This is a genomic window from Pseudomonas sp. GW822-FHT01E03 (assembly GCF_058802985.1).
The window spans coordinates 20680-34657 of the sequence record NZ_JBXAOQ010000001.1; the positions used below are offsets into that span (position 1 = coordinate 20680).

Sequence of the window (13978 nt, forward strand, 5' to 3'; positions counted from 1 at the left end):
GGTTGATCGCTGCACTCATATGTGCTTTTATGCACAGCCTTGCCACCCCTTCAACTTGATATTGATCAGGTACAAGTAAAAACCGTATTTGAGGGGGGATGATCGGGTTGCACGATCCAACACTATTAGAACAAAAAGGAGCATCGAGAATGCTGGACTGGGACGATCTACGTTATTTCCTCGCCGCCGTTGAAGCTGGCTCCTATTTGGGAGGCGCAAAAGCTTTGGGGGTTAATCGAACAACCGTAGGTCGTCGTGTCGAAGCACTGGAAAAACGCATCGGCAGTCCACTCTTCAAACAATCGGCATCCGGTTATCATCCGACTGAAGTAGGCATTAAAGTCTTGAAGTGTGCTAAGCAACTCGAAAAACATGTCACGCAGTTGTCAACGACACTCGTCAAGCATCAAGGCGCACTGGAAGGGCATGTTCGTGTTGCCGTCGCAGCAGAACTAGGCAGCGACTTGCTCCCCGAAATCATGCGCTTTCAACAGACCCATGCCGAAGTCACCGTTGAAGTCTCGAGCGTGCGTGACCCGGGAATCGCTCTGACCCAACGTAAAGCTGACATTGCCCTGGGCGTTTTGAGGGCAAGGCCTGAGTATTTGACAGGGCTTTGCCTGGGTAGATTGTCACTCGCGGTTTATGGCGCCGCGAGCCCCCCTCGGCCCAGTGTGGACCCGGAGCACTCAACCTGGGTTGGGTGGTCTGAAGACATGAACGGCTGCATGCTGGCAAGCTGGATGACCCGTAATCTCAAGGAGGACGCCCGGACCGGTAGCTGGGTAGACTCCTGGGCTGCGCTCAAGGCGGCGACTCAAGCGGGTCAAAGTGTCGCGCTTATGTGGCAAGCATTTGCCGAATCTGACCCAGGGCTTGTTCAACTTCCGGGATTCATGACGGGGACAGGGCAAGGATCGGATCTCTGGCTTCTATCACTCGAAGCGATTCCGCTTGATGCCTGCAAGAAAGAGATGTTCGATTTTCTGTTCTCCAGCCTCAGGCACAAACTCTGCGGTGGGCCAGGATTCACAGCAGCTCCCCACTAGCCCCCCTGCATTTCAATGACGTTGAACCTATCAGTCGTCGTTGTCATCGCGATCACGGTAGCGACGGTGATCGCGATCATAGTCACTGCGATCATAGTCACGGTCATAACCTCGATCATCGTCCCCTCTCTGGTCGTAACCACGTCGATGGTCATGATCGTGATATCGCCCGTACCGCTCTCCGTCATCCCAGTGCGGGCCGCACCCTCCCAACAAGACGGCGCTGGAAATGGCCACGATCAAGATTACTGCGCGATTCATATGAACGTCCTAAACGTCGGAAGTATGGAAGGGTCATGGCTGCTCGAAACCTTCGTCCGGGCAGTGTTCAGACATAGCTATGACCATTCGGTAACCCAATGATTCCGCTGAAAAATACAAACAAGTGACAGTCACTCTCCCATCGAATGCCCGACGAGACAGCCCGGGCCTGTCATCAATAGCCAAGGGGCTGTCGTCGAATGAAAAGCGCCCCTGATAAGGCGGCTATCTAATGTCAGTACTGAAAAAGTCTCTGGTGATGAGTCGACGTAAGCGACTGCTGCGCCTGAGTCACGAGTTGCCTGGTACGCCAGGCAGGAGAATAACAATATGACATTCGTGAAAAGTCTTCTGGCTGCCGTACCCCTCATGGCGCTGGCCATCGATGCCCGCGCCTATGTATCGAGCCAGGAAGCCGCCCGGCTGGGCACCAGCCTGACGTGGGTGGGAGCCGAAAAGGCCGGTAATGCCGACGGTTCCATTCCGCCCTACAACGGTGGCCTGACCACTGCGCCGCCCGGTTTCAAGACCGGCGACAGCATGCGCCCGGACCCCTTCGCGGGCGAAAGACCGTTGCTGGTGATCAACGGCAAGAACGTCGAAGCTTACAAAGGCATGCTGACCGCCACCACTGTAGCGTTGGCCAAGCGCTACCCCGCCTTTCGCGTCGACGTCTATCCGACCCACCGTACGGCATCGCTCCCACAGGCGGTACTGGACAACAGCCTTAGAAATGCCACCAACGCCAGGTCCCTCAACGGCGGGATCGCCATCGACAATGTGATGCCCGGGGTGCCTTTCCCGATTCCGCAATCCGGCGCCGAAGCGATGTGGAATTTCCTGCTGCGCTACCAGGGCGTCAACATCCACTCCAAGTACGACTCCTGGAGCGTCGACACGGCGGGTGTACCGAGCCTGGCGGTCACCGGCGAGGCATTCGTCTCCTTCCCGATCTACGAGAACCTGTCGAAACCGTTCAACAGCTCCGACATCTACTATCAGTTGAAGCTGTCCTATACCGGACCTGCGCGCCGAGCCGGCGAATCGATCATGCTCAAGAACGCGACCAACCCGGCGGAGTTCCCTGGCCGCGCCTGGCAGTACATGCCTGCCCAGCGCCGCGTCAAACAGATCTCGATCCTGGCCTACGACACCCCCAACCCCGGTACTGCCCGTGCACTCGAGCTGTACGATTGGACGCTGGTGGGCAAGCAGGAAATGATCGTGCCCTACAACACTTACAAACTCACCTACGCTCGCGCTGCCAAGTCGCTGACCACGCCTGACTTCATTTCCCCGGACTTCGTACGTTGGGAAAAGCACCGGGTCTACGTCGTGGAGGGCAACCTCAAGCCGGGGGCGAAGCACATCTACCAGAAGCGCCGCTTCTACCTGGATGAAGACACCTGGGCCGCGGTGGCCTCCGATCAGTACGACACCAGTGGCCAGCTATACCGCGGCTCCTTCGCGTTCTTCAGCCAGAGCTACGACCAGCAGGTCCCGGACGCCACCCCTTTCATGACTTACGACCTGTCCAAAGGCACCTACAACATCAATGGCGTGGTGGGCCCCCATGGCGGCATCCGCTACATCGAGCCGCTATCGACGGCGCAGTGGGTGCCAGAATCCATGGCGGGTGCCGGTATCCGTTAGGACCGCGGCGAACTCCCGATCATGCATGACCGATGAATAACAAAGCCCCCAGGTTCAAAAGAACCAGGGGGCTTGAGACTTCGGGTGAATGTTTTCGTGCAGATATGGAGCGATTGCAACAGGCCAACCGTAGCGTTTGTCCTTGAAAAACGGGACTCTAATAACCCTTGAAACGATCAACCTCATTCAAGAATGGTCTGCCCTCTCGCTCTCTCTGAAGGTTCTCGACGATCACTGCCACACCCCCTTCAATCTGCACATCACTCGCGATGTGCGGGGTCAACAGTACTCGAGGGTGTTTCCAAAAAGGGTTGCCCGGGGACGCAGGTTCCTGTGTCAGGACGTCCAGCACTGCGCCTCCCACGCGGCCTTCATTGAGCGCTGCAAGCAGATCTTGCTCAACCAGGTGGGCACCACGCCCCACGTTGATCAGCCCCGCTCCCTGAGGCAGTCGAGCTAGCGTTGCAGCATTGAGTATGCCCTTTGTTTCGGGGGTCAGCGGCAACATGTTCACAACGATGTCGCACTGAGCTAAAAACTCATCCAGTTGCCCAGGTCCGACATAACAACGCCCTCCAGGAACATCCTTCAAGGAGCGATTCCAGCCACTGAGTTGAAATCCCAATGGTTGAAGACGACCAAGCGCAGCTCGCCCCAGATTACCAAGCCCCATGACGCCAACTCGCCGCTGCGAACCAAGCACGATTGGCCTGGGTTGCCAGCGTCCTTCGCGTTGATCCTGCTGATACGCGAGGATGTCTCGATGCAGGGCAAGGACGGCAAACAAAACATACTCGGCCATGATGCCGGCCATCGAATCATCAACCAGTCGGACGAGCGAGACCCCTGCCGCCAAACCGGCCAGATCGAACTGATCGACGCCAGCCCCCGCAGCGTAAAGGACTCGAAGATTGCAAAACTGATCAGCAAATTTGGGGAGAGGTTCCCAGGCCAGTAGGTAACGCACCTCTGCCGGGTTACCTGCATCAGGCCATGCGCGGAACTCCAGTTCAGGCGCCATCGATGACAGGCAATCACGCCACTTCTGCGCATCGGCCGGGTCTGCCATGTACAGGATGCACATTGAAAGCTCCTTGTCCGCAATCGGGAAACAACCACTGTTTTTTCAGAGTGGCCCCGTCAGATAGTTGATGAACCGCCGAAAAAGCTCGGCGTTCGTGGAAATATCGAGGCGCTGGTAAATATTGTGCTTGTGAACCTTCACGGTGCCTTCCGATATGTTCAGCACGGCGGCAATCGACGTATTGCTATGGCCTTGCAGGATCAGTTTCGCGATATAGCGCTGGGTCTCCGTAAGCTGTCCCTGGAGGATGTGAACGAACGCATCTTCGGATCTCGCCTCGGTACTTTCCGAGCCCATGTAAAAATCGCTGTGCTTGAGCCGGCAATGCAGTTCCAGCAACGAATTGATAACCGGTGCCAGTGTTTCCAGCGCATTCATTTCCCCGGTCAGGAAGGCTCCATTCCTGAGGTTCCTCATCATCGAATAAACGATGGCGACTCGTGCCTGGACGGGAATGATGAAGCCAATTTCTTCTATCAGCGTGCCATGCTCGGACGACACGCAGGGATGCAGATCCTTGGAGATTGAAAACCCCGAAGAAAAGAAACTGTCGGGTGCCAAATCCCTCATCCGCCAGAGGCCGGCTGGATGATTATTGATGCAAGCGACATAGAACGGGTCTAGCAGGTAGCCGCCTCGAATGTAGGCATTCAGCGTTTTCTCCGGCACCGACTTGTTGTACCCGTTGTGTATCAGGATGGGCGGGTGATTGAAGCGGAACAGATAGCCGCAGCTCATATCGAAGCCCAGGATACTTCTCAGCGCTGAATCAATGGACGCGCCCATCCGCTCCGAGCCCACGGCACTGATCAGGGTTGAGAGCATTTTCGCGTCACTGACTTTCATATTGACCACACTTGTTCTGCAAAAATGGAACTTCCCAATGGCGCAAATGTAAACGCACGACAGCATGCCAGGCCATCGTGCGTGACTTCGAGCTCAACCCGGGAACCGCAGGTCTCAGGTCAACTCAGGGGCAGCGCCGAGTCCACTCTCCTTGATGTCCTTCTCGCCCAGTTCCAGCGCCTTGGGCACCGCAAGCCAATAGGCAAGCATCATGCCGATCAGGCCGCCGCTGAGTTTGCCGATGATCAGGGGAAGAATGAGCGAAGGCTGGAAGTTGGCGGAGTAAGCCAGATGGTCGCCAAAGGTGAACGCTGCACAAACGGAAAAGGCAATCACCAGTACTTTGTCCTTGGGCGGCATGTCGGCCACCAAGCGGAACATCGCCAGTATGTTCGCCGAAGCCGCGAGCAGACCTGCCGCGCCCATAGGAGAAAGCCCCAATACAGCGGCCACTTTCTCTATGGGCTTTGAAAGGAAACGCTTGATCAGGTAGACCATCGGGAAGGCACCGCACAACATGATGCCGACATAACCTGCGATTTCGAGCGCCCGGAATTGATCTTCCTTGTCGGCAATGATGGGGGCGAAACCCCAAGTGCCGAATACCGAACTGAAGAACGAGGTGAAGTACTCGACGATCGAGGCCACCAATACCAGGGTCACGACACCGTATACGACCTGACCAAGCCTCAAGAACAACAGCACCATCAGGTTCGGGAAGTAGCGCAATGCGGCGGCCAGTGCACCGCAGAACAGAATCAACGGCATCAGGTTCTGAACCAGCATGCCAAGATTGAAATGCAATGCCTGAGTGGCCTCGCCCGCCGTGGCAATGTCCGGCCTTACACCCAGTCCAAGAAACTGCATGCCCATTGCAATAATGATGATGCTGATCGGAATGCTCAGCAGGCCCGCCATGATGCCCAGCGCCATGTACTTGTGATCGGCCTTGTTGAGCATCGCAAGGCCAACGGGGATGACGAAGATCACGGTCGAGCCGGACTGGAACCCGGTTATCAGCCCCAGGATCCAGCCTTCGGGGCTTTGTGACAGGGCATGAGCCAATTGATACCCACCCAGATCAGAGGCAATGAATATCGGCCCGGCGATACCCGCATCCGCGCCCATGGCGAGAAACATCGGAGCCAGGACCTGGCTTATGAAACTGGAGATGAAGGGGATGGCGGCCATGATCCCTGCCACAGGCAGGAAGATCGGTCCAATGCTGTGGATACCTGCGTTGAATTCCTTTCCGAGTTCGGACTCTGCATTGACGATGGAGGCTATGCCGCCAATAACGGCGCACACCATGATGATATAAATGACATACGTACCTATATGTTCCATTGCTGCCTCTGCTATTTAAGAGTTTTTGTTTGGCAGAATTCAGGTGCAAACGAATTTATTATTGGTGGTCAGTGTTCCGGCTCAGAGCGCGGTGTATCCGTTATCGACGAAAAGATGCGTGCCGTTGACGAAGCTTGAATCATCGCTGGCCAGGAACAGAGCCGCAGATGCCACCTCGCCGGGCTCACACAGACGCCCCTGCATCGCCCCGATTGCCTCGTCGCTAGCGTCCACGCCAAACCGGCGAAGCAGATCAAGCTCGCGCTGGCCATGGGCGGTACTGATAAACCCAGGGCAAATGGCATTGCTGCGAATGTTTCGATCGCGGTACTCGACCGAGATGGCCCGCGAGAACATATGGCAGGCCCCTTTGGTGGTGCAGTACAAGACTTCCATGGGCGTACCGACCACACCGGAGATAGAAGAGGTGCAGATGATGCTGCCACCGCCCGACTCGATCATCCCCGGCAGGACAGCCTTGGTGACGAGGAACATGCTCTTGACGTTGATGCTCATCAGGCGATCCCAGTCGGCCTCGCTGGTTTCCAGGAACGGCCCGGCGGAAATCGTCCCGGCATGGTTCATCAACACCGTAATGGCGCCAAAGCGCTCCTCGGCTTGCCTGACAGCGCGATTGACCTGATCGGCCACCGACACATCCGCAGGCAGGAAACAGGCTACGCCGCCAGCCGCGTTAATCCGCGCGGCGACCGCTTCGCCCTGGCTAGTTGGCAGATCCAGGATCGCGACCTTCGCGCCCTCCCTGGCAAACAATTCCGAAACGGCCAGGCCACAACCCCCTGCCCCACCACTGATCAACGCTACTTTGCCTACCAGTCGACCCATTTTTGGTTTTCCTTATTGAAATCGAAGTGAAGTTTGCGATTTCAAGCTAAGTGCCAGCGACAGGACACGTCCATATATCGACCGATATACAAGACTTCAACCTATTGTTTTTACTTGTTTTTTAGTACTGAAAGATATCGAGCAGCGACTGGCTTGCCGTCGCTGCTCGATCAGGGGGGGTCAATCTCTAATGAATTACGACTTTGCTCAAGCGGACGACCAGGCCGTCTTTTGGGCGTGACGACGAGTATTCATCAGCCCCAATGCGATGATCACGATCGTCAAGGCCCCGGTAGAAAGCACCTCGCTACGGTGCGCGGGCATCGCGACCATGACGCCCAAGGCGAAAACGATAAAACCGATGACCAGCCACGTCAGCCAAGGGAACAACCACATCTTGAATTCGATCCGGGCACTGGATTTTTCCAGCTTCGCTCGCATGCGCAATTGTGAGAACGCAATCACCAGATACACCAGCAGGGCAATGGCACCGGAACTGGCGAGCAGGAACGCGAACACCTGCGACGGTGCAAAGAAATTCAATGCTGTTGTGGCGATACCGATTACCGTACTGGCGATCACGGCACCCCGCGGTACGCCGGCCGATGACGTGCGCTGTAGAAAGCCAGGCGCTTCATTACGCTTGCTCAGCGAATAGACCATTCGGGAGGAGATGTAGATCGCGGAGTTCAAGCAACTGGCAACGGCAAACAACACCACAATATCAACGATGGTTTTCGCGAAGGGTACATTCATGATCTCCAACGCTCGCTGATACGACCCTTGCACTGGCAGCAACGGGTCATTCCATGGCACCACGGAAATGATCACAAAAATCGAGAGCAGGTAGAAAATGCAGATTCGCCAGATGACCGACTTGGTCGCCCGGGCGATATTTTTAGCCGGATCCTTCGATTCCGCCGCTGCGATAGTGACCGCTTCCGTGCCGACGAAACTGAACATGGTGGTCAGCAACGCGCCGATGATGGCTTCCCAACCGTTGGGCATGAAGCCGCCGAACTCAGTCACTAGACGACTGACACCGCTGACTTCCCGACCGGGTAAAACCCCAGCAATGGCACAGGCTCCAAGCGCAATGAAGGAGACGATGGCTATCACCTTGACCATGGCGAACCAGAACTCGAATTCGCCGTATTTGGCGACGCTGAAGAGGTTCGTCAGGGTGAGCAAAGCGGTTACGCCTACCGCGAACACCCATGTTTCGACCTGAGGGAACCAGCTGTTGAGCACAACGCCAGCGGCAATGGCTTCAAGCGGAATCACCAACACCCAGAACCACCAATACAACCAACCAATGGTAAAGCCGGCCCAGGGTCCGATGGCGCGGTCGGCATAGGTGGAAAACGAGCCCGTATCGGGACTGGCGACCGCCATCTCGCCGAGCATTCGCATCACCAGTACCACCAGCAGCCCCGCCAAGGCGTAGGCGACGATCGCTGATGGCCCGGCTGCCGCGATGGCGTGGCCCGAGCCGATAAAAAGCCCCGCGCCGATGATGCCGGCAATGGAAAGCATGGTGACATGCCGCTGTTTGAAGCCAGCGGCCAGATTGTCATCCGTTGTTAGTTTGCTGTTAGTTGACATTAGTGAGCCCTTGTTATTTTTTTGGAGGCGAGCTGCCGCAATTCAATGACTTACAAATATGTTTGCAAGTATCAACTCTGAACTTTGGGAACAGCGTATTTCTAATGCTGTGGAACGTGAGGGTCAGGCTGGAAAGAACGAGATTTAAAAATCTGGGGTTTTATAGTCATGCATAATGCACCTCTTGTAATTTTAAGAATCATCACAATGCAAATCCTTATGACGGCCACGATGCTACGGCTTGCCCTGAGTCGCCGAATCGACTGGGTACGTCATTCGCTTATCTGTTTGCGACACAACGCCTCGCCAGCGCATCAATAAAAAACTTCCTGCACTAAGGCACTAGTTTAGAAAGACGCCCTTTAAAAGTTCAGTTATTGTTATATGTAACGAAGTCGAAATTCGCATTGTCTTACTCATCAACGCGGTTCTACCGCCGGGTCACCTGAGAAGGGAATACAAGATGCTTTATCTTCAGGAAATGCTGGGTATTGCGGTGTTTTCCATCACAGGTGTGCTGGCCATCAAGAAAGCCGATGTCGATTTGTTTGGTGCTGTGGTGCTCGGAATCATCACGGCTATTGGCGGCGGTACCCTGCGCGATCTGTTACTGGATCTTCCGATCTTCTGGATTGCCGACTTCAATTACATTTGGGCCGCTTTGCTTGCAGCACTCCTGGCGTTTTTTCTGACCAAAAGACTACAACAGCGTTACCGTCTGTTGCTTTATCTCGATGGGTTAGCTGCAGCGCTGTTCGGATTGGCCGCTACCGAGAAAGTCCTGGCATTACATCTCGCAGCGCCATTGGCAGTGATGATGGGAGTGCTGACCAGTATTGGAGGCGGCATCGCGCGGGATGTCCTGGCCGGAAGAGTCTCACTGCTGATGTCACGTGACATTTATGCCACGCCAATTTTGCTGGGATGCACGCTCTATGTTCTGCTGCGCAACGTATTCCCCTCGATCTGGATCGCCGGCTGGATTGCGTTGATTTTCACCTTCGGCTTGAGGTTTCTCGCCATCTACAAGCATCTCCAGATGCCGGCGATCTTCTCCACCAAACAGGGCTAGCAAAGCAAAGACAAGACCGGCCCCTAATCCCCATAGAAGCGCTAGGGTGCCCTGATTGCCGAGACCGAATGAATGCGTTACAAGGATTAAACCCAATGTGACGAGAATCAGCAAAAACGATTCTGAAAAACGGATGCGATCGCGAAATATTGCAACATCCAATAAGGCAATGAATGCTGGAAAGCTGGAAAGCTGGAAAGCTGGAAAGCTGGAAAGCTGGAAAATCCAAGTGTCGCCATTATCAGTTTTTTTGCCATTGCTTGATGCAGCACTCATCCCGACATTCGTGGTATTCGGGATGAGTGTGCATACCGCTGTCATCCGTTCGGTAGATTACCGCTCAGAGACGTCGATCCAGATGGTCTTGATTTCGGTGTACTGATCGTGGGCCCAGATTGACTTGTCGCGCCCGCCAAACCCGGACTCCTTGTATCCACCAAACGGCGTGGAAGCATCACCCTCACCGAAGCAGTTGACCGTCACAATCCCCGCGCGAATTTCGCGCGAGAGCTTGATGGCGTTGCGCAGGTTGTCGGTGTACACCGATGCCGCCAGGCCATACACCGAGTCATTGGCCAGAGCGATGGCTTCGTCAACGGTGTTGAACGTGGTGACCGCCAATACAGGGCCGAAGATCTCTTCCTGGAACAGTCGGCTGTCGACACCTACGCCATCGACAACGGTAGGCTCGACAAAGATGTCACTCTCGGTGTTGCCGCCATAAACGACGTCGAGTTTTTCAACGGCCGCTTGCTCGAGGTAGGAACGAACCTTCTCGAAATGCGCTTTGCTGACCATGGCGCCAAGGCGATTGTCCGGATCCAGTGGATTGCCCATTTTCCATTCGCGCATCTGCACGCCGATGCGCTTCAACAACTCGTCCTTGATGTCTGCATGCACGATCAAGCGCGAGGAAGCCGAGCAGTTTTCGCCCATGTTCCAGAATGCGCCATTGACGACGTGGCTGGCGACCAGATCCAGGTCTTCAACGTCATTCATCACCACTGCAGGATTCTTGCCGCCACACTCCAGCACAATGCGCTTGAGGTTCGAATCCGCCGCGTAGTTAAGGAACCGGCGCCCGGTGGCTGTCGAGCCAGTGAAGCTGACCATGGACACGTCCATGTGGCGACCAAGCGGCTCGCCTACTTCACCGCCCCCGCCGGACAGCACGTTGAACACACCGGCGGGCACGCCTGCTTCATGAGCCAGTTCGGCGACACGCAGTGCCGTCAAGGTGGTTTCCTTGGCCGGCTTGACGATGATGGAGCAGCCCGCGGCCAGCGATGGGCCGATTTTCCACGCCAGCATCAGCAGCGGGAAGTTCCAGGGCAGCACCAGACCGACGACCCCGATGGCTTCACGCACCACCAGGCTCAACGCGCCGGGACCGACCGGTGCGGTGCTGTCGTAGATCTTGTCGATCAACTCCGCATGCCAGCGGATCATGTGAATGGTTTCCGGAACATCCGTGAGTTGGCACTCGCGAACGGGTTTTCCACTATCCAGACTTTCCAGGACAGAAAGCTCGTGGGAGTTCTGCTCCAGCAGATCGGCAAAGCGCAGCAACACCTTCTTGCGCTCGCCAGGGCTCAGTTTATGCCAGCGACCATCTTCGAAGGCTTCCTTGGCCTTGGCCACCGCGAAGTCAACGTCTTGAGCGTTGCAGGCCGTGATCTCGGCCAGCACGTCATTGGTCGCCGGGTTGGTTGTCGTAAAGGTGTTGCCCGACACCGATGTGTAGGACTCACCGTTGACGAACGACTGAGTCGGGAACTTCAGGTCCCGAGCGATGGCGGCATATTCTGCCGCGCTGAGAAGGCCAGTCATTTTGCGCTCCCGGTCACCTGGGCGACGTCACGTTTCAGAGTGGTGATGATGTCCTGCAAGGCCTGTTTCTCGTGTTCGTACAGAGGTTGCAGAGGCGAACGTACACCGCCAGTGCGAAGGCCGTTCAACTCGCAGCCAACCTTGATCGACTGCACGAATTTTCCGCTTTCCAGGAAGTCCATCAGCGGCATGAAGGCGCTCATGATCTTGCGGCCTTTATCGAAGTCTTTTTCCACGACACAGGCTTCGTAGAGCGCAACGTGCTCACGGGGAATGAAGTTCGATCCGGCGCAAACCCAGCTGCGTGCGCCCCAGGCGAAGAACTCCAGCGCCTGGTCATCCCAGCCGCAGGACAGGCTGATGTTCGGGTATTGCCGTGCCAGGCGATGGACTTGCGCCATGTCACCGGAGCTTTCCTTGATAGCCACGATGTTTTTGCTTTCGGCAACGGCCGCGAAATACTCCGGGCCCATGCTGACGCCCATGCGTGCCGGGTAGTTGTAGAGCATGATCGGCAAGCCGGCGGCACGATCCACGGTCAGCGCATGGATGGCGTTTTCTTTCTCGGTAGGCAATGCATAAGGCGGAGAGCCCACCAGAATCGCATCGGCCTTGATCTCGCGAGCGGCCTTGGCATATTCGACGGAGTCTTCAGTGCGGATTGCACCGGTACCAATCACCAGTGGCAGTCGTGCGCCGATCACATCTTTAGCTTGGGTCGCCAGTTCGATACGCTCTTGAGAGGTGTGGGCGTAGTACTCGCCGGTCGAACCACCAATGATAATGCCGTGCACTTTCGACTCGATCAGATACTCCAGCACGTCGGCGAAAGCGGCCTTGTCGATTTCACCGCTCGCGGTCAAAGGAGTAATTGCCGGGGTATAAATGCCTTCGAATTTCATGATTGCCTCTCCAGTACTAAGGGAATGTTATTCAACCTGGCGTCCACCGCCATTTATCAGGGACAACTCATCGCTTACGGCTCAGTTGCAGCTGCTCAACTGCTCAGCGCCGCTGCGTCGCGCAAGTTCAACGAACGTGTTTCAGGTGCCATGGCCCAAGCTGCCATCAGCCCGATAAAGGTGACCACGGCGGCCACATACATCGTGTTGCCGATACCCAGGGTCTGTAGCGAAACAGGTACCAGGTAAGTGCCAACCGCTGCTCCCACTCGGGAAAGGGAAGTTCCGATGCCTACGGCAAATGCGCGAACCTCTGTAGGGAACAACTCGTTCGGATAAACAAGCTGCAGAACTTGTGCTCCACCGATAAATACCGCGTAGGCACCGAACAGGAAGAGCACCAGTACTTCATTGCTGTGTGAAAAAGTCGCCAAGCCCAACAGCGCCAGGCCCGACCATAGAAAGCTGTGAATAAGCATGCAGCGTCGGCCAATCGTGTTGATCAGCCTTGTCGCGAGCACACAACCGACCACAAACAGCATCGTGATGATCATGGAACCGTATGAGGCCCACTCCCCTTTCAAATTCAACGCCAGGAGAACCTTGGGGGCGAACGCATAGACTGCAAAAACAGGAATGATCGAGCATGACCAAAAGACGGAAACAAAGAACAACCGTTTCCCATATCCGGAATGAAGCAAATCCAGGAATGACGTTTTCTTCTGGTCTGGCTCCTCAGGGAGATCGCGAAGCGAATAGTGCTGACCGTACACATGCTTGATCACGCGCTCTGCATCAGCCTCTCGCCCCTTGCTCAAGAGCCAGCGCGCGGACTCCGGGGTGCCGACACGCAGCAATAGCAGCAACAGCCCGATGACGGAGGCACTCGCCAGCGCATAACGCCAGGCGTCATCTCCGCCCACATTGAGGATTGATGTACCGACAACGTAGGCAAATGCCGCACCGGCAAACCACAGGATGGTCAGCGCCGCGAGCCTGGGACCGCGTTGTTTCTTCGGCAAGAACTCGACCAACAACGACGTGGCCACTGGATATTCAATGCCCACCGCCAGACCGATGATAAATCTGAGGGCGAACAATACCGGTGCTGACTCAACCCAGAACTGTGCCAACGAGCAAACGATGAACAGCGTAGGCCCAACGAAATAGACCTTTTTGCGACCCAGCCTGTCGGTCAACCAGCCACCGATGAAACCGCCAAAAAACACCCCCATGAGTGCCGATGCGGCAATCATTCCTTGCCAGAACTCCGACAAGTTCAGGGCGGATGTTATTTGCATCATCGCTATACCGATAATGCTCAGTACATAACCGTCTACAAATGACCCGCCCCCGGAGCGGGCGGTCAGTAAACGATGGAAATTATTGAGAGGAACATCCTCAATAGAGGTATTAGGACTTGTCATTATTGTCTCCTATTCCGCTTCGGTCATTCAGAGGGCTGAAGCGCAAGCCCAAAATC

General features: G+C 55.7%; 12 protein-coding genes. 3 read left to right on the forward strand and 9 right to left on the reverse strand.

Features of this window, described 5'->3' with window-relative positions; translation table 11 throughout:
* The first annotated feature begins 149 nt into the window (after positions 1 to 149).
* Complete coding sequence (locus AC1RP7_RS00095; RefSeq protein ID WP_493180903.1) at positions 150 to 1049, forward strand: LysR family transcriptional regulator; 900 nt, start codon at positions 150 to 152, stop codon at positions 1047 to 1049.
* Positions 1050 to 1079: 30 nt separating this feature from the next.
* Here the strand turns inward: AC1RP7_RS00095 and AC1RP7_RS00100 are convergent, their stop codons facing one another.
* Positions 1080 to 1310: a hypothetical protein gene (locus AC1RP7_RS00100; protein WP_493180902.1), complete on the reverse strand. Its 231-nt coding sequence runs from the start codon at positions 1308 to 1310 to the stop codon at positions 1080 to 1082.
* Between the two features lie 330 nt (positions 1311 to 1640).
* Here AC1RP7_RS00100 and AC1RP7_RS00105 point away from each other — a divergent pair, with 330 nt between their 5' ends.
* Positions 1641 to 2963, forward strand: coding sequence for a DUF1329 domain-containing protein (locus tag AC1RP7_RS00105; protein WP_429520946.1), 1323 nt, complete (start codon positions 1641 to 1643; stop codon positions 2961 to 2963).
* 157 nt (positions 2964 to 3120) lie between these two features.
* Here the strand turns inward: AC1RP7_RS00105 and AC1RP7_RS00110 are convergent, their stop codons facing one another.
* From AC1RP7_RS00110 to gabP, 5 genes are all read right to left on the reverse strand, one after another.
* On the reverse strand, positions 3121 to 4047 hold the full coding sequence (locus AC1RP7_RS00110; RefSeq protein ID WP_493180901.1) for a 2-hydroxyacid dehydrogenase: 927 nt from the start codon (positions 4045 to 4047) through the stop codon (positions 3121 to 3123).
* A 42-nt stretch (positions 4048 to 4089) separates the two neighbouring features.
* On the reverse strand, positions 4090 to 4893 hold the full coding sequence (locus AC1RP7_RS00115; protein ID WP_493180900.1) for a response regulator transcription factor: 804 nt from the start codon (positions 4891 to 4893) through the stop codon (positions 4090 to 4092).
* 114 nt (positions 4894 to 5007) lie between these two features.
* Positions 5008 to 6240 carry an ethanolamine utilization protein EutH gene (gene eutH, locus AC1RP7_RS00120; RefSeq protein ID WP_218495873.1) on the reverse strand — a complete coding sequence of 411 codons (1233 nt, stop codon included), beginning with the start codon at positions 6238 to 6240 and terminating at the stop codon, positions 5008 to 5010.
* An 81-nt stretch (positions 6241 to 6321) separates the two neighbouring features.
* Positions 6322 to 7086, reverse strand: a complete 765-nt coding sequence (locus tag AC1RP7_RS00125) for an SDR family NAD(P)-dependent oxidoreductase (RefSeq protein ID WP_090455167.1) — start codon at positions 7084 to 7086, stop codon at positions 6322 to 6324.
* A gap of 207 nt (positions 7087 to 7293) precedes the next feature.
* On the reverse strand, positions 7294 to 8691 hold the full coding sequence (gene gabP / locus AC1RP7_RS00130; protein WP_090455165.1) for a GABA permease: 1398 nt from the start codon (positions 8689 to 8691) through the stop codon (positions 7294 to 7296).
* 463 nt (positions 8692 to 9154) lie between these two features.
* Between gabP and AC1RP7_RS00135 the strand changes: the two genes are divergently transcribed.
* Entirely contained in the window at positions 9155 to 9763 is a 609-nt protein-coding gene (locus AC1RP7_RS00135) for a trimeric intracellular cation channel family protein (RefSeq protein WP_218495875.1), read from the forward strand.
* Between the two features lie 333 nt (positions 9764 to 10096).
* Here AC1RP7_RS00135 and AC1RP7_RS00140 read toward each other — a convergent pair whose 3' ends face one another.
* From AC1RP7_RS00140 to AC1RP7_RS00150, 3 genes are all read right to left on the reverse strand, one after another.
* Positions 10097 to 11593: an aldehyde dehydrogenase gene (locus AC1RP7_RS00140; RefSeq protein WP_493180899.1), complete on the reverse strand. Its 1497-nt coding sequence runs from the start codon at positions 11591 to 11593 to the stop codon at positions 10097 to 10099.
* Positions 11590 to 12495 (reverse strand): dihydrodipicolinate synthase family protein, encoded by a 906-nt coding sequence (locus tag AC1RP7_RS00145; RefSeq protein ID WP_090455159.1) that lies wholly within the window; start codon positions 12493 to 12495, stop codon positions 11590 to 11592. Before AC1RP7_RS00145 ends, AC1RP7_RS00140 begins: the two co-directional genes overlap by 4 nt.
* A gap of 95 nt (positions 12496 to 12590) precedes the next feature.
* The gene (locus AC1RP7_RS00150; RefSeq protein ID WP_218495877.1) at positions 12591 to 13922 is read right to left on the reverse strand and encodes an MFS transporter; all 1332 of its coding nucleotides are present in this window, start codon (positions 13920 to 13922) and stop codon (positions 12591 to 12593) included.
* Between the last annotated feature and the right edge of the window lie 56 nt (positions 13923 to 13978).

Bases quoted from the DNA above. Each gene is read 5' to 3' on its own strand.
- AC1RP7_RS00095 (WP_493180903.1), top strand. From the start codon at position 150: ATGCTGGACTGGGACGATCTACGTTATTTCCTCGCCGCCGTTGAAGCT.
- AC1RP7_RS00100 (WP_493180902.1), bottom strand. From the start codon at position 1,310: ATGAATCGCGCAGTAATCTTGATCGTGGCCATTTCCAGCGCCGTCTTG.
- AC1RP7_RS00105 (WP_429520946.1), top strand. From the start codon at position 1,641: ATGACATTCGTGAAAAGTCTTCTGGCTGCCGTACCCCTCATGGCGCTG.
- AC1RP7_RS00110 (WP_493180901.1), bottom strand. From the start codon at position 4,047: ATGTGCATCCTGTACATGGCAGACCCGGCCGATGCGCAGAAGTGGCGT.
- AC1RP7_RS00115 (WP_493180900.1), bottom strand. From the start codon at position 4,893: ATGAAAGTCAGTGACGCGAAAATGCTCTCAACCCTGATCAGTGCCGTG.
- eutH (WP_218495873.1), bottom strand. From the start codon at position 6,240: ATGGAACATATAGGTACGTATGTCATTTATATCATCATGGTGTGCGCC.
- AC1RP7_RS00125 (WP_090455167.1), bottom strand. From the start codon at position 7,086: ATGGGTCGACTGGTAGGCAAAGTAGCGTTGATCAGTGGTGGGGCAGGG.
- gabP (WP_090455165.1), bottom strand. From the start codon at position 8,691: ATGTCAACTAACAGCAAACTAACAACGGATGACAATCTGGCCGCTGGC.
- AC1RP7_RS00135 (WP_218495875.1), top strand. From the start codon at position 9,155: ATGCTTTATCTTCAGGAAATGCTGGGTATTGCGGTGTTTTCCATCACA.
- AC1RP7_RS00140 (WP_493180899.1), bottom strand. From the start codon at position 11,593: ATGACTGGCCTTCTCAGCGCGGCAGAATATGCCGCCATCGCTCGGGAC.
- AC1RP7_RS00145 (WP_090455159.1), bottom strand. From the start codon at position 12,495: ATGAAATTCGAAGGCATTTATACCCCGGCAATTACTCCTTTGACCGCG.
- AC1RP7_RS00150 (WP_218495877.1), bottom strand. From the start codon at position 13,922: ATGACAAGTCCTAATACCTCTATTGAGGATGTTCCTCTCAATAATTTC.